Origin of the sequence: Candidatus Poseidonia alphae, assembly GCF_943787815.1 — an archaeon.
In the GTDB taxonomy this organism is placed as follows: domain Archaea; phylum Thermoplasmatota; class Poseidoniia; order Poseidoniales; family Poseidoniaceae; genus Poseidonia; species Poseidonia alphae.
Genome location: NZ_CALSNW010000003.1, coordinates 422,469 through 449,352, shown reverse-complemented (window position 1 = coordinate 449,352; position 26,884 = coordinate 422,469). Strand labels below are relative to the sequence as shown.

10 protein-coding genes are annotated in these 26,884 nt (G+C 49.2%); 4 read left to right on the top strand and 6 right to left on the bottom strand.

Going from position 1 to position 26,884, the window contains the following annotated elements; all coding sequences use genetic code 11:
* Positions 1-32: 32 nt before the first annotated feature.
* The 3 genes from AAA857_RS06675 to AAA857_RS06665 are packed head-to-tail and all read left to right on the top strand — an operon-like array spanning position 33 to position 3,798.
* On the top strand, positions 33-1,094 hold the full coding sequence (locus tag AAA857_RS06675; RefSeq protein WP_338174177.1) for a hypothetical protein: 1,062 nt from the start codon (positions 33-35) through the stop codon (positions 1,092-1,094).
* Positions 1,091-3,325, top strand: a complete 2,235-nt coding sequence (locus AAA857_RS06670) for a hypothetical protein (RefSeq protein WP_338174176.1) — start codon at positions 1,091-1,093, stop codon at positions 3,323-3,325. Before AAA857_RS06675 ends, AAA857_RS06670 begins: the two co-directional genes overlap by 4 nt.
* Positions 3,322-3,798: a hypothetical protein gene (locus AAA857_RS06665; protein ID WP_338174175.1), complete on the top strand. Its 477-nt coding sequence runs from the start codon at positions 3,322-3,324 to the stop codon at positions 3,796-3,798. Before AAA857_RS06670 ends, AAA857_RS06665 begins: the two co-directional genes overlap by 4 nt.
* On the opposite strand, the gene AAA857_RS06660 is transcribed toward AAA857_RS06665, so the two are convergent.
* The 5 genes from AAA857_RS06660 to purD form a co-directional block, all read right to left on the bottom strand.
* A complete protein-coding gene (locus AAA857_RS06660; protein WP_338174174.1) occupies positions 3,799-6,219 on the bottom strand; it encodes a tetratricopeptide repeat protein in 2,421 nt (806 codons plus the stop codon).
* A 127-nt stretch (positions 6,220-6,346) separates the two neighbouring features.
* Positions 6,347-10,762 (bottom strand): right-handed parallel beta-helix repeat-containing protein, encoded by a 4,416-nt coding sequence (locus tag AAA857_RS06655; RefSeq protein ID WP_338174173.1) that lies wholly within the window; start codon positions 10,760-10,762, stop codon positions 6,347-6,349.
* A 202-nt stretch (positions 10,763-10,964) separates the two neighbouring features.
* Positions 10,965-12,179, bottom strand: a complete 1,215-nt coding sequence (locus AAA857_RS06650; RefSeq protein WP_338174172.1) for a S8 family serine peptidase — start codon at positions 12,177-12,179, stop codon at positions 10,965-10,967.
* A 66-nt stretch (positions 12,180-12,245) separates the two neighbouring features.
* Positions 12,246-21,866, bottom strand: a complete 9,621-nt coding sequence (locus AAA857_RS06645; protein ID WP_338174171.1) for an STT3 domain-containing protein — start codon at positions 21,864-21,866, stop codon at positions 12,246-12,248.
* Between the two features lie 151 nt (positions 21,867-22,017).
* The gene (gene purD, locus AAA857_RS06640) at positions 22,018-23,301 is read right to left on the bottom strand and encodes a phosphoribosylamine--glycine ligase (RefSeq protein ID WP_338174170.1); all 1,284 of its coding nucleotides are present in this window, start codon (positions 23,299-23,301) and stop codon (positions 22,018-22,020) included.
* A gap of 91 nt (positions 23,302-23,392) precedes the next feature.
* Here purD and AAA857_RS06635 point away from each other — a divergent pair, with 91 nt between their 5' ends.
* Positions 23,393-25,237, top strand: a complete 1,845-nt coding sequence (locus AAA857_RS06635; RefSeq protein WP_338174169.1) for a hypothetical protein — start codon at positions 23,393-23,395, stop codon at positions 25,235-25,237.
* Between the two features lie 299 nt (positions 25,238-25,536).
* On the opposite strand, the gene AAA857_RS06630 is transcribed toward AAA857_RS06635, so the two are convergent.
* Positions 25,537-26,799 carry a hypothetical protein gene (locus AAA857_RS06630; protein ID WP_338174168.1) on the bottom strand — a complete coding sequence of 421 codons (1,263 nt, stop codon included), beginning with the start codon at positions 26,797-26,799 and terminating at the stop codon, positions 25,537-25,539.
* Positions 26,800-26,884 lie beyond the last annotated feature (85 nt).

The window sequence follows — 26,884 nt, the reverse complement described above, 5'->3', positions numbered from 1 at the left end:
TGGCTAAATGATACCTCATCGTGTCATCATTCGTGAACCGCCAAGCCGCCGCATTACGCTCCCCTCGCCTACGTCGCGAAGAGCAAGCGGTCAGCGAAGTATTGGGGGTCGTCATGCTCCTCGCAATGGTCATAACCATCATGGGCGGGGTGTGGGTTTTCCTCAACCCCTATCTCTCAGACTTTGAAGACAACACCAACTGGAAATCCGCAACAGGTCTTGCGGACAGAATCGAAGACAGGGTCGAAGTAGCGGGAAATGCACCTGAGGGAACTGGATTTCGAAACACATTAGCCATGCAGTCCACCTCCATCCTCACCGTCCAGAACATAGAACAGTGGACCATTTCTGCTGATTTCACTTCTCAAGAGCGTATCGAAATTCGCCAAGTCAATGACACCGTCATCGCTGTAACGGCCGCCAATGAATCTGCAAGGAGCATGACCATACAATCGCCTGCAATCACGGTTGAACGGACCGTGCCTACGACTTCTCAGGAAGTCTTCATCGACCACAATGCAACGCACCCTCATTGGATGATCGTCACCGTATTCGATGAACAAGGCGACGCCTTGCACCGTACAGTATATGCATCCTTATCGGGAATCCAAGTCACCACCTCACTTGGTCAAGGAACGCATGAAATCGTGATGATGAACAACGGTCGAGCGGAGCGGTTTCCCAATGGCGCATGGGATGTCACAGCCATGCCGCTTGTTGAATTTGACCGGATGGCTAACGAAGAACTGCGTTTGTCAATCCTGCTCACCGATATCATCGGAAACGGCTCAATTGGGAGCGGAACGAACATCGGGATGGAATTCGTATCGCTTGGCCCGTTAACCTTGTTCACTGGAGAGGCATTCAACGTCCGTTTTAGTGTCACCAATGTCCTCCATGATGTCGTGACTCCACAGTACCATGAAACATGGCTGTCTGATTATACCATTCAACGCTCTGCAGGAACCCTTGATTCCTTCATCGGGTTTTCACCCTATCAAAGAGCGAGTGGCTCTGATGGATTTACCATCGCCTCCCAGGGAGCACCCCTGTACTTTGAAGTGGACTATCAGCGAGTAGAGGTGGGCAGATGAAGCACAACCTGCAGCGTGATGAAGAGGCAGTTTCCGCTGCAGTTGCCACGGTTCTCTTGTTCGGAGGCGTATTATCAATTATCGGGTTGATGATGGTATCATTGATGCCGGTCATCGAGGAGTTAGAAGGCTCTGTGGAGCGTCACGACATGTCGGCCCAAATGACCCTTCTCGCTCATGAAACCTCAGAACTCAGCGAGCGAGGTATGCCCGGAGATTCCACACATTCCACCCTTGTCCCTGTTGATGGAAACCTCGTCTGGGACTCTTTACGAGGAGGCATGTGGTACTCAGCAACATGGCATGAGGACATGAGTCTAAGAGCGAGAGGAGCCCTTGATTTTGACGACTCGCTTGAAATTCGCCATCCAGAGACATTTATTTCCTCGGTGTGCATTTCTGACCTTCGCCAAGGACCGGACCGTCATTATTTCTACACCGTTGACGCCCAAGTTGACCAAGCCCTCGTCTCGGTGGCGCCTGGTCTCGCCATGCCTTTGGGTCCAGTTGATGTCACGCTCAGCTCATCAGGAACCGAGATTTCGACGTTGGACCTTCGTGTTGATGAGTTGGAATCGTTTGATCTGTCAGCACTCGGCGTCGTCACCGTGTCATCAAGTCATGAGTTGGTCGTCCTCGCCCAAATTGGGACCGGTGGGACGACCTATCTTGAGCCGACGGACAAAGAGCCATCCGATAAGAGGGGCCAATCATGGGCAATCCCTATGGAAGCAGGAATATCGAAGGTTCACCTGTTGAGCGATAAGGCCAATCAAATTCAAGTCACCACTTCCAATGGAACAGAATTGTTCTACGCTCAACCAAGTGACATGTCCCGCACAGCAGTCACATTCACACATGAATTCAATCTCACTTCCGATCAGGTTGTTCAAATTACAACAAGTGCTGCTTCAAGAATGATGTATCAATCAGAACCAGCCAATACAACGGGCATCACATCTTGGCCAGCAACAACTGGGGCTTACCTAGGCCACTCGTTCACACCTCCTAATCTAGAAGGAACACTTCGCTTCACCAATCCAGGTGATGCAATCGTAACGGTGACTTGGAGAGGTGGAGGAATATCGGTCCAACCCAATTCCATTGAGCAGGTAGCCTGGCCTCCGGAGGAGATTCTTGGGGCTCCAACCCTCGATGCAGACGGAGATTTTTTCGTCACATGGGCGGCATCGGGAACGACGAACATTACTGACGCAGTCTCTGGAATCACGATGATTCCCGCTGATGATACCGGTTCAATTTCGGGAGCAGCCTTTTCTTATTACAATACGGATAACGCGGTCAATGAACACCTCAACATTGTTCTTGCAGGCTACACGTCCACATGGAATGCGAGTGGAGTCGCCAACCAAACAGGAGTATTTTTGGGCGAGAATAACCGATACAATCTAACGCTTAACGAGGGAACAACAGATGTTGCGGTTGAGAAAGACCACCCTGTTCGCATCACACGCTTCAGCGGTGAAAACGGACTCTACCACCTCCCCCACGATGGCGAACAACGTTGCACCCAAATAGCAACCCAAGCCAGCGGGTGGATTACGACAGAACTTCCTTGGGAACGAATGGGAGGTCGTGGAGAGATTGACATCCAAAAGGCTTGGAGAGAAGGCCGCCACCCCTCAAGTGTAGCCATAGAAGTCTTGGGGAGTGACGGAACATCAACACACGCCACCATCGGTACAGTTTGGGCGTTCCATCTTTCACGACTCGCCTATCAATTCCAATCATCAATTACTGGAATGGAAGTTGCATTCAGCGGAGGTGCTGTTGTGACCAACCACCCGGAATTCCAACCGTATGTGGTCGTCCCCCCATCCGACCGTGGTGGACCAGGCCCCCGCTTTGCAGCAACCATTCCGTCACTCCACCCCACGGCAGACAGTGCCTCTGGAGCCGGCACACTGGAACTCGACATCGAACTCGTCCACCGTATTTCCCTTGCATCAACACCGGCATACGAAGTGAGGCGGGGCTGGTCGGAGCCCTACGGCGCAGCGATTGCCGACAGTGCTGGAATCGGACTCGAAGCCAGTGAAGATTGGACCGTATATCCGGGGCAATTGGACCTCTTGACTGATTATGTAGGATGGGTGCCGGACCCAAGTTATGGTACGTCCGAAGCCGTCTGGCACACCAACGGCCAAGCCATTGAATTCACACTTCAACTTTCATCACTGGACGTCACGACTCGGGAGGCGCTGACATGAAACAGGTCCGATTGTCACGGGATACCCGTGCTGCTGCTACCGAACTTGGATACGTGTTTACGTTCCTCCTTGGCGTACTGTTGATGACGATTTTCAGCGTATGGGCCTGGGATATTGAAACAAATACTCGACTTCGATGGAACGAAGAAGCCGTTGAAGCAAATCTGAACGACCTTGCCGCTGCTGTAGAGCGAGCAGACGAAGCGAGCCGTATTGGGAATGTAAGCTATGCTGAGTCGGTCGCATGGCGACCATCGGAAGCGGATGAATCGATGTTTTGGCTACGCCTAAGCGATACTTCGTTGAAACTGATTGACAAGGGGGGACCTCTTGACATGACCGTGGCCTTATCCGGAACAGGCAGTGGTGAACATAGCGGTGAAATCCCACTTGCTGGAGCCCAACAGATATGGGTGGTCCATGAAAACGGCACCACTACAGTTACTCTTGATCGGCCGCAAGCAGTTCAGTGATCATCGACCCATAACCGCACGGTGGACCATCATCTGCACTTCCTTCATACGAGAGCGTGCACCCAGTTCACGGAACACCGAAAGGGCGCGCTGAAGGTATTCCATGCGTCCTTGCCGGTCCGGTGCCGCACCGCCGAGGCGGGTGAGAAGTTCTCCGATTTGCATACGTAGGTCATTGGCTTCAGCAATAACGAGAGCTTCACGATAATGCTCCATCGCATCTTCAGTTCGTCCTGCGTCATGGAGCACTTCCCCAAGAAGAATGGTAATTTCGACCAAGGCTTGAAGGTCACCAGCTTCGTTCATCGCCTCCAAAGCAGCGGTATAATGGAACATAGCAAGTTCTGATTGTTCTATCTTCGAATAGTACCGCCCAAGAACCGCTTGCGCACGTGCATGAAGTGCAGCATCACCCATTGATTCTGTTGCTTCATGGGCATCCATTGCATGTTCACGTGCACGTTGAACCTCTCCGAGGTCGAGAAGAGCCCGGGCAAGCGTGATTTGACTGCTCAGCAGTTCATTACCTTTTGACTGAGCAAGAATCGCTTCAACCTCTCCATATGCCTCTAGGGCCTTATTACGGTCGTTTTTTCTTCGAAGAAGGTAGCCAATGTTGTTGTATGTACGGGCAGCCCACTTTGCATTGCCTTGGCTGATGTAGTGCTTGAGAGCTTGTTTGTGGCGAGCCAGAGCAACATCACTGTTCCCTTGCTTCCGACTTACGTCTGCAAGTGACGAGAGAATTTCTGCTTCAATTGAAGGATTGTTGGCTTCTTTCGCCCCTTCAAGCGCCTTGTTGAGAACCTCTTCAGCATGCGCTAACCTACCAAGAAGCGCAAGAATATCACCCTGCAATTGAGCGAGAAGAACAACGGTGCTTGACTCCAGATCTGCCGTATCAATTCGTTCCAACAGGCCAAGCAATTCCATGTGTCCTTGGGATACGAGATGCCGTCCTTTGTCCATGATGAGTTCCGAGGCTGATTCAAATTGATTGGACTGAATTGAATGGTAAATAAGTTCAATCGTAACTTCGTTGGATTGAGGTTGTTTTTCATACCACTCCATGCATTTTGAGTGGAATTCTTCTTTAAGCGATGTAGAAAGGCTACGTAATAAAAACTCACGAATCAAATCGTGGACGTCATAGGTGGTTGAATCTGCCTGACGAGCCAGGCCAGATTCCACTAAATTATCAAGTTCGTCGGTGTCCAACTGCTGCAATGCAAGCGCCTCGAGGACCATCGGCTCTCGGTAAATGGAAAGGGCAGAAAGCACACGCTTTTGCTCAGCGCTTAATTTGGAGAAAATCTCTACGGTGACATAATGCTCCAAGGTTTCGTGGAAGGCACCGGCTGATGCCCCACGGTTGATGAGTTCGAGCACCAGAGGGTGGCCTCGGGAGAGCCCATGGATGTGAAGCCACTGCTCGTCTTCAAGATTTGAAAAACTGCTGAGCAACTTTCGGCCCGACTCAGGGTCGAGTCCGTCCAATGGAAGGACCAAACTAGCAATTCTACCTTCAGCGTCTTTCGTGGGAACAACTGGCTTGAATGAACGCGAGAAGATAACCAAGCCAATTTTTTCTTCACTTCCGAGTAAAGCGATGGACATGGCTTGGAACGTCTGATGCAGTACCAAATCGGAAACTTTGTGGAAATCATCAATGACAATGAGTGAAGGTGAACCTTCAAGCGCTTCAATGAGCAAACGGGCAGCATCAGCCGGTTGCGGAATTGGCGTTGCTGCAAGGTAACTCGCAAATTCCGAATTGCCCATACTGGACAACCAATCAGCAATGGATTCAAAAAACGAACGAGAACCTTCCCAATCCTGGCAGCGATGATAGAGAAGGTTGCGACGATGCATAAATCTCTCAATCAATTTTGAGGCCACGGTAGTTTTCCCGATACCTGCAATTCCGGGAACCAGAAGAGTTGTTGCCCGTGCTTCAATCAAATTACCCATGTTGTCCAGTTCGGTTGTTCTTCCGTAAAAGTGTCGAAGCCGAGGCAAATCTGCTAGAGAGGTCACCAACTGCTTTTCCACGTGTTTGGAAAGGTCACGCTCAATCAAATCTTGAGACAAGGAGCGAGCATCAAGACAACCGTTCTCGTCCATGTATCGAATCACGTCGACGGGGCGCATTTCGAAGGGCAAAACCGACTTCACACCGCCAAGAGTGGTGTCCACTGGTTGCTCTTCGCCTAAGATACAGCGAAGAGGAAATTCTGACAACCGAGTCCAAGTTTCCGAGGCCATGATGATGCCGCTGTCGGTAAGGAAATACGCTTTCCTCTTCCGAGAAACTCCCTTGACGTGAGCCTGCCGTTCTACCAATATACCTTGATCTTTTAATCCCGAAATTGCACGAGGCACATTTGACCTTGCAATTGCAACGGCGTTGGCAATTCCCATTTGGGACAAAGCAAAAGGTACCTCAATGCTATTTTTGAAATCCGAATAGTCAAGGAGGTGCAAGAGGATTCTCTCTTGTACACCTGGCTTAGGTTGCGCTGCCATTTGATTCAACTCGATTCAACCGTCACTGATCCGGAGTGTAGTCAGGGTCAGGAGCCCACTGGTTTGTTCCTTCGTCCCAGATCCAGCCAGGATGCTGAGATGTCTCCGCAGGTACAGCGGCAACTTCAGGAGTTGCTACCGCTTGAGCCGTTACTTCTTGCTGGGGAATTTCTACCGTCTTCTTGGCTTTGGCCCATGCATAGGGGTCTTCTGCAGCAGCGAGGTTTTCATCGTCCTCTTCTGAGACATCTGGAATCTCTTCAAATTCAACGAAGAAGAAGGCTCCAACACCGAGGAGAACAATGATACCGCCTACGATCAAGATGATGCTCAAGAGTGAAGAATCATCATCATTACCGCTTGAAACGACAATGCTGAACTCTCCGTTTTCAGTCTCTCCTGCAAATTTGAAAACCTGACCGTCCATTTCGAAAATTATTTCTTCATTTCCTTCCATGCTGAGTTGGCTGTTTGTCAAGTCCATGGTCCATGTTCCATCGGAAAGAACCCTCGTCGAGTTGAGTTTTGCGTTTCCATTAGCAAACCTGATGTTGACCGTACTACCAGGCAGTCCTTCACCCTGGAAGGATGCTGGATCATCTGGAGTGATTGGTCCGCTATCAACACGTTCAACGCTGAAAGCAACTGCTCGTACGAGGAAGTTTACCTTGATTGAATAGGCCCTGGATTCTTGGTCATCCTCTGCATAAAACATCACTCCATTGAGTGACCATTCAGGTATTTCACTGGTGACCTGTGCAATCGAATCCATCGGATCATAGATCGCTTTTCCATCTGCAGTGATACGGATGTACGATGAATAGTCGTCATCTTCAAGTGTTCCGGCATCGTTGTAAACATAGAAGGAAAGTGCATCGCTAGCCTCGCCAATACCATCAGGGTCACTGAAAAATTGAGTCAGGTCTATCGTAGCCCCTCCACCGCATCGGTCAAACGAATTTGATTGAGAATCACAGAAGATGGTCACACTTCCAATCCAACCGGCATCGTTGAAGACAGGGTCAATGTTGTTGGCGTCAATTGGATTGTTAATGGTCATACGCCAGACCGTATCCACAGAATAGTCCTCACCGTCGTATGCGCGTACGGTGACTTCGTATACACCATCATGGTCAAGTTTGGAGGTATCCCAGGTCGCCGACCATGAGCCATCGGGATTGAAGGAGGTCACTGGAAGAGGTCCATTGTTGAGAGTGATACTGGTACCGAGGTCTACGATCTCAATTTCCACACGAGTTACCTGTCCGCCGATGTCACGAGCAACACCAACAATTGTTGTATCATCGGATGCTCGTACTGTATCTCCATCAATACCGCCGGTCATTTGGTCTGCAGAACCAATCCAGGTGAGTTGCAACTGAGGCGGAGTGTTTTCATTGACGATGGTCAGAACTCGAGTCTCAATGACACAAACTCCACCGTCTTCTGGTGCTACTGCTACATCGATACAAAAGTCGCTATCCGATGCCCAGACCTCAAAGGTGTATTCACCGGATGGAAGTTCAGAAAAGTCCCACTCGTGGGACCAGCTTGTTGAGCCTTCTTCGTAATAATGGGAAATGTAATCGTTTTCTGGACTGGTGATATGGAACCAAATCTTCTGAACGTCGCTACCGTATGTCCCTGCGTAGGGGTCTGCTGCTGTTCCTTGGAACAACACTTTTCCATTTGTATGAGTGCTTCCCGAGTTTGGAACATCAACAACGATGGTAGGAGGTACAAGATTCAGTTTGTATTGACGAACGGAAACAGGGGAATAGTCAAGTCCGTCGTAGGAGCGAACACGGAATGTTACGTCTCCCTCTCCACCAGCATGCGCAGACATATCCCAAACAAACGACCAATCCTTGAACGGATGGTTTTCCATTGTGATCATACCGTTAGCACCAGAGGTGTCAACTGCTGAATACCAATCATTGGTGCCTGGCGGTTGGACTTCAACAGCGGTGATCATACCAAACTGTTTCGTGCTGGCTGTGTTGTCGTTTGCATAAGGCCACTTGACGCCGTCCCACGCTTGTCCGGTGAGGTCAACCTTGGTTGCGAACGAAACACCGTCTTGCTGAGTTACGGTAACGCCCGGGCGTAGATTGTCAAGGTTGATGACGTCATCAATTGGGCCTGAGAGAACATATGAGAAGTCCTTAGTACCGCTTCCGAACTTGAACGCTTCAACCGTGTAGAACGGCATTTCACGTCCGTTAATGCAGTCTGCGTCGTCGTCATCAATGAGTGTATCGCCATCGTTATCAATCCCATCCGCACAAGAATCTTCATCCATTGTGATGGGCGGGTTGCCTGAGCCAGGGATGATAGCATTCTTGTCACCAACTTTGTGATTCCAATTGCGGTCAAGGAGGAAGTCCGAAGGAAGTGAAACTTGTTGCGTAAATCCGAATGCGTCGGTCGTCAACTCATACAAGGGCAAACCAGTTGCGTCTTTGATGATGACCGTTGCACCAGCAACGTTGCTGTTCTTAGCCTTAACTTGGTATCGAACGAGTTCACCTTCACGAACTTGTGAGCCCCATGCCGAGTTTTGGTTTTGGACGTGAATCATTGAAGAGTCAAAGTTCTGGAGGTCTGCAAAGGAAAACACGGTAGCATTTTCGATCAGTTCAATCGCGAGAGGCATTTGTGCAGGAGGCATGGTGGATGCTTCAGATAGCGACAAACATTCGACTTGCACGTAGGGGCATTCAGCGCTCATCCAGCTTATGGAAATCGGGTAGAGTTCATTGTTACCTGGGGATGGGATCTGCTCGCTTTGAACGGTGAGTCGAGATTCTGTGACGTTGTAAACTTGAGAAACACCGGTCCAAGTATTGCCCGAAAAGTACGCCACTGAGCCGTACTTCATATTGGTTGTTGGGTCGTCATGAACCGAGATGTTGCCCGCATAGCCAAAGGCTGAGTCGCCAGTGTTTCCTTGGACGTTCACAATGCTGCCTGTTGCTCGAATGATGTCACCCGTATTGCCAGAAATCGTGTTGTCAATGATGGTAGCAGAAGCCATGAAGACGTGGATTGCAGGGCAAGCAAATTCTCCACCATAAATGACCGACTCGCACGTGCCGGAGTTGTTTTGGATGATGTTGTTAGCGAAATAAAGACGCTTTGCTGCGTAGTCCTTGCTTTGACTGTAGTCTTCGTGATGGTATTCCCCGATGTTAACGGCTTCCTTGGTCGTTTCTTTGATGGTGTTGTTTTCAGCGATAACATCTGAATCTTTTCCATAGATCCACAGTCCATTATAACCGCCAATTGGTCCAATGGTGTTGCCGTGAAGTTCAATTTTTGAGGCACTTATTCCAACGCCAGATGCTTCACTTGCACCAGAAATAGTATTTCCTTCTGCGTAGACGTTTGCACCTTCATAGGCGGTCAGTCCAGCCCCTTCTGTGGTCGTGAGTATGTTGTTGTTAACGGTGAGTATGTGGTTGATGGTTCCCGTTGTTTTTACCGAGGTGGTATCAACTGCATTGCACTTGACAGTGATGTCCGAATTGGTCAAGGAACCTGAACTTCGCTCCATGAGAACTCCGTAAGATGAGTCTTTAATTTCGAGGTCGTCCATATCGACATAGCTTTCCTCCACAACGAGGACCGATAGGCCACCGCCTTGGCTACCGCAATCTGCATCATCACCGGTGAATACTGAACTTTCCAGTTTGAACGTGGAAAGAATTCCTGCCCCGGCCCCGTAGGCTCGCACGGCGGAGGCCTTGAACGTCTGTTCGTCAATGCCGTTCGTAAATTCGGATTCTGAAATCATTGGAGCCGCGAAATCCACCGCCAAAACGTTGGATGTGTTGGTGTCCTTGAACGACAATCCTCGTGCGGTAGTGCTCGAACCGTCAAAGACCAGAACTCCGTATTTTATCGACTGGCTCTGGGTGCCTGCGCCCACAAAGGTAGGATATCCGTACCCGTTCTCAAAGTGTGCATAATTGATGGAGGTCAACGATTGGTCGATGGTATCACGGATGATCACACCAGAACCGCAAGCTGCATCGGGATTGTTGAGCAATTGTGATTGGTTGCTCAGGCAACGTCCAGTTTCGGTGTATCCTTGTGCTGTTGGCTTGGTCCAAATGAAACGAGCCTGACTGGAGGAAGAGCCCGCACTGGCGCCACAAGCCGAATCCCCGATGCATATGGCTCCACGAACATCAATGAAATTACCGTACGGAATATTCACAGTAGTACCCGCATTGACAATGAGTTTTGCACCCTCTGCAACTTCAACATCGCCCTGGAGCGTCATGGTGCCTGACCAAGTCTCAACACCGGTTACGGTTCCTTTGGTTGTTTCATTGACGGCTGAGACTTCAGGCAAGGCAACTAGGCCGAGTAAGAAAGAGAGCAAAAACAGTGTTACGATTGAGAAACTTTTGACTTTCAAATTTTGTGACATGAGGGATGCACCTATTCTCCCCATGAACGGGCCGAATATAATACTGCTCCATGATTGTCGCCCTTAAAGTATCAATTAGGCTTAATAATATCAATGAATTCGCCGAATAAAGAAAGTTTTCTACCGGAAAAAGGTCATAAAATACGAAGACAGTATTGTATTCCAACGCTCCAAATCAAACATTGAGAAGGGTAAAACGTTCTTAGCAGGCGGCTCCTGGTTTGATTTCGTCGATCCAGGCTCTAGCATCAACTTGACCGTAGCCGGCATAAGGATGATGATCTTCCCCCTGCCCAATGGATTGGGCCGAATTCATCAGAGCCGTTTTGACGAGGTCGACACACGAACCATCGCTTTGACCGTCGGGGCGAAGTTGAGGGTGGGCTTCCAACAACAACGCAAGGGCGCCGGCGACAAAAACAGTCGAGTCAGAGGTACCGCTGCTCGTGTACCAAAGATTATCTTCACCGGTGCTGATAATTCGGTGACCTGGAGCTACAATTTCGGGTTTCATGTGGGGGTGTTGGCGTGGGGTCTCGTCCCCAGTATCGCTACCAACAGAGGAATTCACCCACACTTGGCCCTGTCGAGTCGTAGCGCCAACCGAGATGGCTCTGGGGACGTTCCCCGGTGCAGCCACGTCTCCGTCATCACCGGAACCCCCGTCATTACCGGCAGCAGCCACGACAAATATTCCGCTATCGGTGGCTTGCCGTGTTGCTGATACTGAATCTCCTTCACGCTGGCCGTCCATATTTGGAGTACCACCTAGCGACAAGGAGATGATGTCCGCTTCAAATTGAAATTGACACCACCGAATGGCGTCTCCGACATCAGACTCCAATCCGCTGTTTTGTCCCGAACCGTCATCTTGGAGTGCTGCAACCATTGCAAACGTCACGTTTTGAGCAATGCCGGCTTGATGGCTACCGGAAATCAATATTCCAGCCATCAAGGTCCCGTGGGCGACTGCACCGTATTCCCTAGGTGCAGATGAATCCCCAATAAGGTCGTGAAACCGGATATCTTTTCCAGCAAAGGCCTCATGTTGATTGTCAATCCCAGTATCGACCATGCAAAGGCGGATTCCTTCGCCACTCAGTCCGTCTTCATTGAGGCCTCGGACGCCTGTGGCCTCAAAGGCCCATTCTGAATCCGGTAGCGGAATGTCAACAACGAGGAGGTCATTTTGCCACAACAGCATGCTAATGGAAACGAACACGGCAAAACCAAGCATGTTCGTCGCAGTCAATGCCCGCCTTCTCGCTCGAACCACTGGCTGTGCAACCATTGGAGCCCATCCCATGACTTCAGAACGCCAACCGTCTTGATGACCTACAACTGCAGGATCCACAGCAGAAACAATGCTCCGGTCATGAGGCTCAGGAAGATACTCAACGTGGTCAAGACCCTCCATAGTGGCGACTATCACATCGTTTGCTTCATGAACCCTTGTTTGACAAGGGACGTAATTGTTCTAAAATCAGAACTTGGAACCGGAGCGACCGCTACGTGCTGTCTTGACACCACCGTAGATGACGAGGAGTCCCAGAACAACTACACCAAGTGTAAGCCAGATCGACTCTGAGCCCGATGAAGGTGCAGGGTCATAACGAAGTTGGAAATCAAAGGCACCGTTTTCAACGACCTTTCCATCATGCATGATGGATTCAACATTGTTTGCCTCTTCTCCTACGACTTCGATTCGTACTTCGAACCGATGGTCACCCTGTGGGTTTGTGATGTTATCAAACACCGCATTCACAGTCGTGTTAGCAGGGACTGAGATCGTTTGTTGCCGCTCTACAGTTTCTCCGTTAGGCAAGAAGTAAACGATGACAGACGTTGCATCTAGCAAACCGCTGTTCTTCACTGGAATCACGACATCACCTGCTTCACCAGCGATGTCATCGGATTCAGTTTGGATATCCCCATGGTCCACGGAGAGTTTGATTTGTGCATACTGGATGGTGACATCAACTTGCTGGGCTTCTTGTCCAAGGTTTTCGATGTAGACCTTGAGGTCAAAGCCATCGTCTTCGCTGAAGTTTGCTGGTGCAAAGACCGTGAATGGCTGAACCCGTGTCTCGCCCTTAGCAAGTGTGAGCGATGAATCCATTGGGGTTACAGACCAGCCTTCCGGAATTCCGCTTTCGAGGAGCTCCATGGTGAAGGTGTCTCGTCCGTTACCGTTATTGGTCACGTCAAAGCTAAATTCTCGAGAGACCAATGGGGAAATACCGATGACCTCTGTTGCCCCAGTAATCTCATACGCATAATCCGTTGGAACGACTGCTTTAACAGTGATCTGACTGGCTTCACCCAATTCGGTTTCAAGTCGCAGTGAGATACGATGTCCGTCGTCAAGATGCCAGGCATCTTCAACCGATGGTAGCGTAACACGAACGCTGATGTTACCGCTGAGAACTGCGTCTGCACCGGTTTCATTTCCAATTCCAAGCGTCATCAAGGTGGATGCCTCCCATTCTTTGCTCGATTCATTGTAAAGTTCAACGGTCCATAGGTCTGAATCTTGAGCCAAGCCCATTTCAGCTGTAACTGTGAATACATCAAGGGTTTCAGTTCCGTTGTAAACCGCATCAACCGAGAAGGTGAATTGGTCATAGGCGCTGTTGTTCGTCGTTGACACGACTGCTCCGATTTCAACATCAATTGCATTCACAAGAGTCGCTCCTTCAACACTGTTGAATTCGAGGTCCAAGTTTGAGTTCACACGTCGATTGTACTCAAGAGTAGCCGTTATGGTTGAATCAGAAGCAACGGTCATGCTTTGGCCACCGAAGTATTCCATTTCCAAGTTGTTCGCATGTTGTGTTGTCATGAAGGTACTGTCAAAGACGATGCTACCTTCCGGCATAAGCAGATTGAGCGTACCGCTTGCTGGTAGAGGGACCATCCAGGACATTCCGTCAAACGTGATTTCGAGTTCCGCATCAGATTCCATGACTTCCGCTTGAGCGTTGTCCGAACCAGCATGCAACGGTGAGGTTGCGCCGAGAGGATACCATTCGCTGTTAAGCACAAGGTTGCCTCCAAGAGCCATCTCCATCGAGAGATTACCACCATTGGAAACACTTGCGTCAAGGATACCAACGGTGACACCGCCACCGTTTGGCGAAGGGTTAGCATCGGTGACGACGACAATCCATTCACCCGGTTGAACCGAGGTGGACCATTCCAGTGTATCGTTAACAATCGTGCCCAAGACAAGAACTGAATCTCGCTCAACGCCAGATTTAGGATGGAGTTCTATGGTTGCACCCAGCAAACGACTGGAGTCAACTTGATCCGTAATCGTACCAGAAACGTCCACCATACCAGCAATAACTTCAATGTCGGTAGATTGTGTGCTGTTGTAAACTGGGAAGCCTGATTCGTTGTCGTTCATGTAGTAGACTGTATCAAATCCTTCCTTTTCGACCGTAACGTTGTATACATCCTGAATTGGGACAAAGAGCGTCCAAACACCGTTTTCGTCGGTTGTAACGTTGGTGTTAACATCGGTGTTGTTGGTACCAATTACGGTAACGTTGAATCCACCAAGGCCTTCTCCAAAGGAGGGGGCGCTGTTGTTGTCAAGGTCCCAATACACCTTACCACCAATCTCAACTTCCAGTTCGGCAAAGATTGGGTCGAGTGTCAACGAATTGTTGACTGCGTCGGTCATGTCAAATGGATCTGCTGATGTGTCCAAGTACCAGGTTTGCTGGCCAGAAGACTTGTTTAGGTAGAAACTCCAACTGCCCGGCATGAGCATTTCGGAGGTGTTTCCATCAATGTCAGTTTTCTCAAGGGTCACGTTACCCAACCCATCTTCGCTCACTGCTACGAGGTTCATGTCAGCGAGGTTGTTCAGTGTCAACAGCTCCTTAAGTTGGACCAGAACGTTCACTGCTGGAACGGTCGTGTAGGTCTGGTTGAGTCGAGTGGATGCGTCATCGCCTACACTTAGCGTAGCACGCAGGGTCTCGGTGGATTCTCCGTTCATGAACGGTGCGACGATCATCAACCAGTCACCGGATGGGACATAGGCTGAAAAAGTTCCATTTTCGTCGGAACCGATATCTGAGAACCAACGGTCTTCTTCTTCATTGTAGAGCAAGAATGCATTCATCATACCTTCATCGGTAGAATTCAAGAGCGTACCTGTGACACGATAGGTTTCCTTCAGCGGAACCGGAAGGGCCTCTTCAGGACCGTCAAGACCGATGTAAATCTCATCAAAGATAATTTCACCAATCAGGTCGTAATCTGTGGCGTTTTCGGAATCTGCTGTTGTTCGGTTGAACGTGAGCGTGTAGGTTCCTGGTGTTAACGAAACATTTGCTACACCGTTGCTGGTGTAGTTGTCTGCTGTGATGTAGAGATCATCTCTTGTTTCATCAAGAGGTACCAGCCGGAACTCGGGGGAGACCTTTGTTCCGTTCTCGAATGAACCGTCTTCTGCAGAGTTGAGGAAGATCTCAAACGAGACATCAACAGCAGCCGGCTGTGCGAAAAGTTCCATGAGTGACATTTCTTCACCCATCTGAGAACCGTTGCGGCTTCCGTTGATTTCAAGGCCGGTGATGGACTCAATGTTCAGAAGTTCTTCCTCAACACTTAGCGTCCATGTACCGTCTAACAGATTGATATCAAACTCACCTACTTCATTAGCGGTGGTTGTCCATTGGAGTCCATCTTGATTCGTTGCTGTAATTTCAGGGGCTACCCAGCGAGGAATTGTGCTGCTCCATCGAGTCTCGTTATCGTAGAGGAAGATGATTCCGCTCACTTGTGTTGTTGGTTCAAGATACATGATGCCCATATCCAAGTTATCGGCCGTTGCGACATTGATGAGTTGCCCTCCACCAAGGTTGGTGAAAGAGGAACTTGTCGTCATGTGGTACTCAAATCCGGCAGGCACGCGAACTGAATAGTGTCCAGTTGTGTTGGTAACTGATGTGAACGAAAGTACTCCGCTTTGGAAGAGAACTGTTACTCCAGAAGCTGCATCACTTGTTTCGACCTTGTCTTCATCAGGCGATTCTAGCCACAAACTGAAGTCTTCAGCGGAGCCGGGGTAAGCGCGCAGGCTCCCGTTGATGTAAACGGATTCAGCGTAGGTGATGTTTCGTTCAATGTCATCGGAACCGGGTTCGAGTTCAACTTGGTCAAAGAGCACGTAGTCACTGTTCACATCATCTCGAATGTCGTAGGTTCCAAACAACAATTCAGCATAAACACGACCGTTTTCGTCAGAAGTCACGTTAACCGGGTCGAGAATACCTGCAGTATTGTCAAATGTAATCATGCGGTTTGAGACGTTGAAAAGTGGTTCTTGAGTTGTTGGGTTGATTGGGGACACGAGATGAAGTGTTACGTCAATGGTTTCAGGGACACCAAATGCAATCGTGATGTTGGTTGTATCATCACCAACGGTTGCTGTTTCGTTCAAATCATACCATTCATCGTTGTCAACATCAATGCGGTAATAGTAATCGCCCTTAGGAATTGGGCCATGACTGAAACTAGCATTTTCATCGGTGTTGATTTCAGTCATGAAGTCTTCACCAAGATCAACATCAACAAACTCAATGGTTTGGTTTGGTAGAAGTTCTCCCGTCATGTCTTGAAGCACTCCCTCAAAGATTGCTCCAGGCATGGTCATCTCCAAGTCATAGGTTGGATTAACTCCAATCACAACTGGGTCAGGCAAGAGAACAGATTTGTTGTTTTCAAGCAGTGCTACCATATTGTATGTACCGGGCAAGAGTCCAGTTCTGTAAAACGAACCTGGTTCAACCATCGGGCCTGAGAAGGAACCTGCTCCAATGAACAATCCAGTACCGTTGAACGTACCGATTCCTTCGTAAAATCCAGCACCTTCGAAGGTATCACCACTGCCGGAGTCGTAATCACCGTAGGTACGGGTGAGCGTTGTGACTCCATCTGAAGTGAAGGTTCCTGAAGCATTAACTGCGCCTTCAATACGGTAGTTCGTAAGTCCGTCTTCAATACCAATCGCACAAACGGTGTAATTATCCGGCATGATAGGCATTGAATCGTTGTCAAATTCGCAGTCCGTTGAGTTCACAGATTCAATCCATGTGGCCTTGATTGTACCAGCTCCATCCCATGTACCGTTAGCAAAGAACATGCGGTTATCACCTAGTTCTCGGGTAAAGGTACCGATGAAGTTCTTAGCAACAGCGATACCGGTGCTTTGGAAGGTTCCATTTTCGGCAAAGGTAGCTTCTCCAGTTCCTTGGAGAATACGGCTTTCCTCGCTTATGATCGAGCCACTTGTGGTCGTGACGGTATAATCTTCAGTCATCGACCAAATGTTACGCAGAACAAAGGTTGTTTCGGATACTGGGTCTCCACTGAATGCTTCGTCTCCCGCCCAAGTAACGGTTCCAGAAACACCGCTGCTCTTGACTGCAACATCAAGAGGTGCATCGGCAGGAACTTGTCGGTTGGCCATTGCCGCAGTGACGTTCATCACTGAATCGCCAAGCCAGGTCATGTTAGCAACTTGGCCAAGAAGCGCTGTGATAGCGTATACGTCACGTTCACCGTTGGTTTCACTGGTGATGTCCAGGTTGTTGTTGTTCACCTGTGCATAAGAACCGTCCCGGATTGAGTCACGTGCAGCCACTGGATCGTATTCACCAGCAAAAGCAGAGACTCGGATTCGACCGGCTGGAAGCGTATATTCGTAGTTGCCGTTTTCATCTGCATCAACAAATCCAATCGGCACCCAATAGGTATCGGTGTCCAAATCCTCAGGGCCTTCGCCAGAGAAAGCGTCCCGCTCAACAAGGAGGCGGATTCCAGGGATTCCTTCGCCCGTATCACTCATGGTCACCTGACCTGTGATTTCGCTTCCAGGATAGTATTTGAGAATCTTAACCTTGGTATTGGAATCGGTGATTCCAGATTCGGTTTCATCGTCGTACCAGTTCGCAATAACATAATGATTCATCATTGCACCGGGGAGCGGTAGAGCCGAAGACAGAACGCTACCAGGTGTTCCTGAAACCATAAAGTGTTGAGACGGTTGAGGATTTGACGAAGCAGTATCAAGACCTAAGGTTGAGGCGCCGTAACCGACGTAGGTTCGTGCAACCATGGTATCAAAGAAAGCAGGCATGTGGTCAACTCGCACATCCTCGATCTGCAACGGGTCAATCACTGCACCAGATTGCTGGTTCAAGAAATCTTTTTGCATGGCGAGGTCGACTTCCTCACGTGTCATTTCGTCGGAGAAATCTCCACGGATGGTTTCGTAAACTTCATTCATGTAGGTTCCAGTGTCTTGTCCTGAAAGAATAGTAGGTGCTCCGAAAATACCCATTGGTTGACCGCCGTTGTAGTTGTAGTCTGCGGTGTAGCGACCTGCACGGGGGTAAAGGCGGTTGTCGACTGCAAAGTAACGAATCTCGTGGTCACGAGTGATTGTTTCTCCAGGAACTCCATTGTAATCCTGTACACTGTAGTAACCCTCATCTCCACCAAGGTCGATAAGGTCAGCATACATGTCATGGACGGTTGCATCATCGTTTGCTGCGAAAGCCGCTGTTAGAAGTTGAGTCAACATTGCGAGACGGGCATTCTGCCGGTGCATAGCGGTTGAAACACTTTCATATTCATCGATTAAATCCTCTGTGTACCAGTAATCGCCAAAGATCGTGTGAGTTGAAGCCACAACGGTGTCTTCACCGCTTCGAATACTGTTTTGGAATTCACTTTCCGCCGCACTCATGTGATTTTCTTTATCCCAATCATCACCGATGCAAACATCCGTGACGGTTGATTCGCATGGAATCTGGACGCCATCACTGTAGAGACGTATCACTGGAGTGGAGGTGTCAAAGATTCCACCATCATGATGGTAACCTTCAGCCATAACGATGCCACGGTTGGTCTTGATGACACTAAAGGAGCGATCTTGAATGAAGTCGATCGTAGCCTCACCAGTTTGCATGGTTGTAAATTCCCCGATTTGTTCTTCTGTGAGGTAATCTTCCAACACATTTTGGAATCCAACTGTGAACGGCCCAGGTTCGGTGGTGGAGGTAGAAGCATATGTTCGGTCTCCTTCCGAAAGTTGCCAGACGAACATTGCCGTCAGGTCATCTTGATTCCGGGCGAGCAACATGTTACCTGTTGCAGTAATACCGGATTGGAAGTTGTCGGAAACAGAGGGATGTCCACCCGTAGTGAGTGCTTGGAAACCGTAGTCCCACCATGAGACAAAGGCTGGGCGTTCGGAATAGGTAACGTTTGTATCCTGTCCAGCAAGCCATTCATAGCCCCTGTTCCATCCGTCGTCGTTGAAACTGGAACCAAAGTTGCCGAGGTACCAGCGGCCATCGTGGCTTGCACTGTCAAGGATGGAGAAACCGAGGCCGTCGAAACGAAGAATGTCGGGGACGATATCGTAAATTCGTTCGTCAAGGTCGCCTTCTGCACTTGAAGAGGAACCTGGGATTGCAGAGTCAAGCCCGTATGTCATTTGCTGACTGAAGAGCATCAACATCACGAGGAAGATGGCGGAGAATTGAGGTGTTCGCCAAACTGCCTTGCGAGCCCCTGCAATTCGGTCTGCAGGTGTACGGATTCCAAGCTTCTTCCAAGAGCGGACCAGTCCACTCCAGTTGGCCCACTTCGCGAGTGCTGCGATACCGCAGGCTCCGAGAATGGCCATGATGGGTGTGGCGTTGAACATGAAACGTGCTGCGTTCCAGGCCATGAAGGTCGCCGCAAAGACCCAAACACCGAAGACAAGGTCAGTTGAGCGTCGGTGGCGGAGTCCTCGCCAAAGGAATGTGCCACCCATAACGAGAGCAAGCAGGAAGGTAATCGGTCCAAAGGACGCAAAGAGTTGTGCTCGATTCGGTGCGTTTGCTTCTGCAATGGTTCCGAAAACCTTGGTCTTGGCAAAGTACCCACTTCCGGTGAAGAGAACATCCCATGCGTCTGAAATTTCAAAGGTCTTGAGGACAAACAGCAATGCAAAGAAGATGGCTGCCAGACCTACAAGGGTTCCAAGAACAAGCAACCAAGGCTTGTCACGGTAACCCGTAGTGACGAATGCAATGGCGAGAGTGAACCCGAAGATGAACAAGAAGGGTTGCAGTCCAGTTGAATTAAACACAAGTGCAAGATGCGGGTGCCCATAGAACGGTATAGCCATCAGGAAGATGACGGAAAGCATGGTCAGGAACATGACGCTCAATGCGGTTGAGTCCCGGCGGCGGAACATGTTCAATGCAACTTGCAGTGCGTAGGCAAGGAAGAGAATCGAGGGTCCAACAACGAATCCTTTCCATCCAAGAGATGCAATACCGAAAGCGACACCTGCGAGGATAGCGTTTGACACAGCAGCTTGTCGGTGAGTGAAAACGTCTCGGAAGGCACGGATGAAAGACAGCGGATGGGCTGATGTTTCTTTTGTGATTCGAGCCGTTCCAGCGTACTTGACTGCTCGTAGCCAATACATGAAACCAATGCTGATGAACAGCATAACGAAGGAGTCGTGGTCTGCGAGAGCCCAAGTTGAGTGGGTGACGTGAGCCGGCATGAAAGCGATGAGCCATGCTGCGATGACTGCAGCTCCTTTTCCGAAGTGGTCCCTTGCTGTTGCTGCAACGGGCAGAATGGTTAGAGCTCCGTAAACTGCAGGAAGTCCAAGCATGCTCCACCAAACAGCATCTTCAGGGTTCTCAAGGAAGGGTCCGAGGAGCATTGCTCCGACAGCCAACGACCACGTGAAGAGCGGTGGACGAGGATTGATTCCACCAATCGGGTAGAAACGGTCTGCATCGAAAACGAGGTGAGCGTTGTTGGCGAGGATGTAATCCACAACTCGCTTCATGTACCAAGGGTCAGAACCTCCGGTCATGTCCCAGTTGCCGGTTCCAAAGGCGTTCATTGAGGGGACAGCATACCATTGGATGCGAATGGTGAGCCCGATGATGAAGGCAAGGCCAATCATCAATCCAGCGCCGTGTGCGTTCATGAAGAGCCGAGCGTTGGACGGTTCGTGTTCCCCACGGTTGGCCCAACCTCCGAACTTTTCATGAATTGAGATGTAGTAAATTGCAACGCAGATAAAGAACGTGATACCAAGCCAAAGCAATGCACCCCAAGTGCCTGCAAGGTTTTCGGTGTACCAAATCTTGTCTTCGTACCATGAGGACACTTGGTATAGAGTCCACATCGATCCGGTGAGCATTGCTCGTGTAAACCATCGTTCAGCAACCATTCCAGCCACAATTAGAGCGACAATACCGGTAAGGAACGCTGCCCAATAGCCAACATAGCCATGGTAGCCTTCTTCGGTTGTCAGTCGAAACTGGTCGATAAGTTCAACCGAGTTGAAGTGCCAAAGAGAACCTGCGAAAGCAAGGACCCAAACGGCAAGAGCGGAAATGAGCGGAGCAGAAGATGCATTCCATCCACCTTTTTCACTGACAAAGGAAAACCATCCTTCGCGTCCTGCTGGGTTAGCAATACCTCGTGCAAGCAAACCAACAAGCAACCCAAGAGCTGTGAACATGGTCCAGTATGCGAAGAAAACGTATGCTGTTGCTTGACGGCCGACGCTAAGCGTTGACTGCAACTGTCCATCCGAATTTGTGAACGTGGTCTCAAGTCCGGAAAGGTAGTCACCGGAAGCGGCCAAAGCAAGCCAGATACCGATTGAAGAAAACATGAGCATGGTGTTCCATTCATGGCGTCCACGCATGTCGAGGTTCGTTCCAAACAAAAGGACGAATGCAAACATGAAAGCGGCTAAAGCGCCAACTTCAGTGAACATGTACAGTAATTCTGCGCCGACGATGGAAACCACCAACACTCCGAGGGAGAGAAGTGATGAGGAGATCTCACGGTGACGAAGAACAGCACGAGGCACAAGGGCCAACATGCCTGCGATGGCGACAACAATCATCGGCATCAGGTTATTTACGTCCATTTCGTAGGAAATTCCCACGATTTGCATAGCAGCAAGAGCCAGCAATACAGCCAAGGGAGCAAAGAGCCAACCCAAGGCAATATTTGGCTGTGCAGCCTTCATATCTTTTTCATCATTCATCTTGTATCCCTCTATTCAAGGCTCAGCCTCAAGGCTGATGCATTTTGCCCACTTGTGAACCCCTCTTGAAGGTGACGGGTTTAGATACAGTCCCTTATGCGTATCAGTACCCTTTTTACCCGTATTTCATGGCTTTGATGCAGTGATGAATTTATTCGCCGGAGATGCCCCGAAAACCAATGTCCGTTCGGAAGTGACTGCCTTCTAGTTCAAGGCCGTTCAACAATTTGTACGCGGATGCTTGTGCATCTTTGAGTGAGGGGCCCATTGCAGTACAAGAAAGCACACGACCTCCGCTTGAAATCAATGCTCCTGAATCGCCTTCAATCACACCTGCAACATTCACCCAAGTATGCCGATAGGATTGTTGGGTCAATGCTTCCTGAAGACCTTCGATCGTTCTTCCTTTTATTGGACGAGCAGGATATCCTTCAGAAGCCAATACTACGGTGAGGGCAGAAGAGGAGTCAAATGCAACCATTGATGGATCGAGCGTGTCGGTAGCCGCCCCGTACAGCATATCGAAGACATCACTGGATACAAGCGGCAGTGTTACCTGGCATTCAGGGTCACCAAAACGAACGTTGAATTCGACGACATAAGGGTCGTCGTGTTCGTCGATCATGAGCCCAATGAACAACACACCGCGATAGGGCGTTGATTTGGTGGATAAGTGCTCATGCATTGGCTTGACGATTCGCTCAAGGACCTTATTGTAAACGCTCGATGTCACAACGGGGGCGGGGCAGTATGCACCCATACCACCGGTATTTGGACCTAAATCACCATCAAATGCTCTTTTGTGATCTTGACTCGCCGGCAGTGTGACAAAGGAAACGCCATCCATTACGACCAACATACTCGCCTCCTCTCCGGGGAGGAAGGCTTCGAGGAGGACCAAACCATCCGTCTCAATCGACGCTAATATGAACTGACGAGCTTCGCCTCTATCGGAGGTTACAACCACACCTTTGCCTCCAGCCAATACATCTCTTTTGATGACCCATGGGTTCGAACCGTATCGGTCCAGTGCTGCCTCAACATCAGATTCTCCGTTAAGTTCAATGTAGTTCGCCGTAGGTACTCCGGCTTCTTCCATGGCCTTTTTCGCATGCAATTTGGACCCTTCAAGATGGGCCAAAGCAGCAACGGGACCGAAACATGGCATTCCTGCATCTGCGCACATGTCCGCAAGGCCGTCGCACAAGGGTGCTTCAGGGCCCACGACAACCAGTGATGCACCAATCGATGTGCAGTACGCCACAACTCCTGAAGTTGAAGCGTCTTCCAATTGATGGTTTGTTGCGACAAGTGAGGTCCCTGCATTACCTGGAAGACAATGAATTGTTGCGACTTGTGCAGATTGACTCAACGCTAAGCAAAGTGCATGCTCACGCCCGCCACTGCCGACGACGACAACAGTTGCTCCATCCATTGTTCTTACTGGTTGGAAGCCGACGCATAAGTTCTTCGCGGCAGACATATCCTTGGGCATCCCCCCAAGAAAGACGAAGTATTATTCACTCATGACTTGTGAACACTCCATGCGAACTCCATTCCGCCCCACTGCAATCGTTCTTGTGCTGCTCCTTTTAGGGGTGCCCCTGACCTCTGCAGCACCACCAACTTCCGGCGAGGATGTCAGCATTTCAACCAACGAGAGTTGGACAGAAGACGGGAACATGAACGGCCACGTAACCGTTGCAAACGGGTCCACCCTTACCGTGAGCGCCAACATCACCATGGGAATTGACTCCTCCATCACGGTAGAAGAGGGCGGTAATTTGATCGTTACCAACGGAGCATTGCTGAGCGACGATCTCAACTCAGGGATTCGGGTGAATGACTTCCTTGCCACCGTTTCCCTCAATTTCGGGAACATCGGGCAAGAAGGCATCATACAGTTGAAATTTGACCATTCAATTCCAGCAGATACGCTCTTCAACATCACCTTAGGAGAAACAACGGTCAATGCATCCATGTCCATGCAAGCCAGCGGTAATGCTATCGTTGAGTTTGATGCAAACTTTTCTGGCGAAAACTTAGTGATTTCGTTTGACACCTACTATTTCACGCCGACTTACTTGTTGTGGGCCAAGGCCATTTACGGTGGCGGGACCATCATCACGCAAACCGCATCTGAGATCACGAACACCAGCAATGCTCCGATGTATTGGTTCCAATCGGGATACGACATCGTTGCACACGGAAGCCTCGCCATTATCTCAAGCCAAGTCAACGGAGCAAACATCACCTGTGATGCGCTTTGCAACATTGAAGATTCAACATTGATGGGAAGTGCACCAATCTCAGCATCAACAACTGCTGCAGTGACGGTGTCGGACACGAACATCACCGGTTCACGTTCAGACGAAGATATCATTCTCCACGATGATGCATCCATCTCATACGTCAATTCCCAGGGAACAGGGGGCTCAACAGACGGCTGGATTCGTCTGCTTTCGGAACGTGTGATTCAAACCAACATACCCAACGGTAGTCTTGACATCACTGATTTGGGATACGGGAAATCGGATTGGAACGACCTCACCGATTCGACGGGAAGAATTGTTCTCGTAGCAGAAGGTCCAACAACCGAACACAAGCGAATTGTAGAATGGATGAATGGAGATGGTACCGTACAACAAGAAAGCGCAACCATCACACTGTCCATCGGCTCCTCAAGTTCATGGGGCTCTTACTCCACAACAGTAGACGCACCAATGACCGCATTCGGCACCATAGAACTCCCGTTGCCTTATCTTGAAGTGTCATCCATTGAACCTGAAGCCAACACAGCAACCGTCAATCGAAGCATTGGGGCCATGGTCACCGTCACCAACACGGGTGATGTTGGTACTACTGCAAACTTCCGCTGCTATGTTAACGGAAAGGATGCAGAAACGCAACCTTCCACGCTCATTGCAACCGTGGCTGCAGGGGAATCAAAGGACATTCCGATTGTTTGGTACATGTACGATGAGGGAATGCAATCACTCAACTGTAAAGCATTCCTGCCGGTAACGTTCTCTGAAATTGGAGACATGGTGGCAGATCTGAACGGAACTTCATCGGATGAAGTCAATTGGGTTTTTGCCGAAGAAATTGCGGAAACTCCGTACATCATCTACATTGTCGCTGTTATTGCCTTCATGTTGGTTGCACTCGCAGTGAGGAAACAAGCCTCGGAAAAATCATACGAGGAACTGCCTGAACTTGCTGAAGACGAATTCGTTGAAGATGAGGAAGAGACTGCTGTCGAAGTTGCTCAGGAGAACGAATCTAAGGATGAATCACCCGAATCTGACGATTCAATTTATGATTTCGACGATGAAAGTGAGACAGAAGAATCCGAGGAAGATACAGATTGAGTTCTTTGTTTGCTTCTCCATTGAATGAGTAAAGTCACGTGAGGACGTCTTAATGTGCTCATCTTTGACGGAAGTTACTTTCCTCGTTGGAGATTATTAATGACATCGTGGTTAGCAACCGTGAACTCGCCAAACTACTCGTTGTGAAGAATCGGTCACGACTAACCTAGAGGGTTTGATTTGTATTATCGTCCGAAGACCAGATCATTAGAATCAAACACAACAACAGTCCACAATCGGAGCATAATAAATATGCTTTGTGTATATATTAATTATAACATTTACAAGGATAGTCCAAATCAGCAGGTCGGATATGTATGTCGGGTTTGTTCAGTACCATCAATCCAATTAAACTCCCAAGAGTTCACAACGGTAAAAGTTGTTGAATGGTCATCTCCAATATTTTGATTGGTGACAGTAAGTGTGAAATCATAACATCCGTCGTCGTCATAAAAGTCCTCAGATTCAATGTATTCAAATCCATCATCATCTAGAGCAGTCCCGGATAAATAAACAAATCCAAATGCATCTCTAGTTGTTGCTCCAGAATATTCAGAGGTCCATTTTGCAAGATCTCCGTCGAGGGTCACTTGTGGATGACTGTAGCCCGAGGAGCCGCTTTTGGAGATCGTGAGTGTGTAAACTTGCTGACCTGTGAATTCTCTAAACTTACTTCCGCCATCAGAAGTCGTAGCTGCATAACTGTGCTTGCCATCATCCATTTCTTTTTCACCATCTGCAAACAGCCCAACAAAGGCTTGAACTCGGATACCCTCGATTTCAGAAGAGGCATCAGTGCTGCTTGAGCCTTCGTCGGTTGAGACATAAGGCGTGAATTGGACTCCACCGTCAAGGGCTTGGCGAGTGAGATGTCTGGGATTTATATCTAAATCAACTTCATTGCCGTTTGATGACGTTGCATGAATAGTGTATGTCTTTATGATCCTCCCGTCATAATCTTCAGTATTACCGTCAAAGAAATCATCAAATGGAACATTGAATCGTTTTAAATCATTAGCCATGTCTCCGGAACCTTCCCAAAGAATTTCTCCATTTGATTGAATATTGAGCTCAACCGATTTGAAACTCCCTCTAATTGCAAAATCCAATTCATCATTGTCCTCATCGACTATCACATCAGTAACAGCAATGTTTGCATTGGTTGGGAAGAGCATAACAACAGCGTATGGGCCACTTGCGATAAGTAAGGCAACACCAATGCTTGCATACAACTTAGGCTTGTTCAATCCACCACGCATGCGGTCTGCTTGCACGATTGCTCCGATTCCAAGAACCAGAACAACACTGACAGCGAGGAATCCCCATGCACCTCCTTGCAATGATAGAATCGCACCAATAAGGATGATGACCCAACCTCCGAGATTGAGTTTCATGGCTGTGTCTGGATTTCCTCCAAGTGATGGAGTAGAAGATGATTCTATTTTTGATGCAACTGGTTTTGGAGCATCTACAGTTTTCGCTTCAGATTTGACAGGAGTTGGCTCCTCAGTGTCAATTTCAGCATCTTTTACGGCGTTCGCTTTGTCCAATAATCCACCCATAGTACATCCCCGATATCATCCCGTTGCCGTGATGGGATTATGAAACCAACCCCTGTTCGTGCGGTCAATGTTGTAGTTCTGAGAC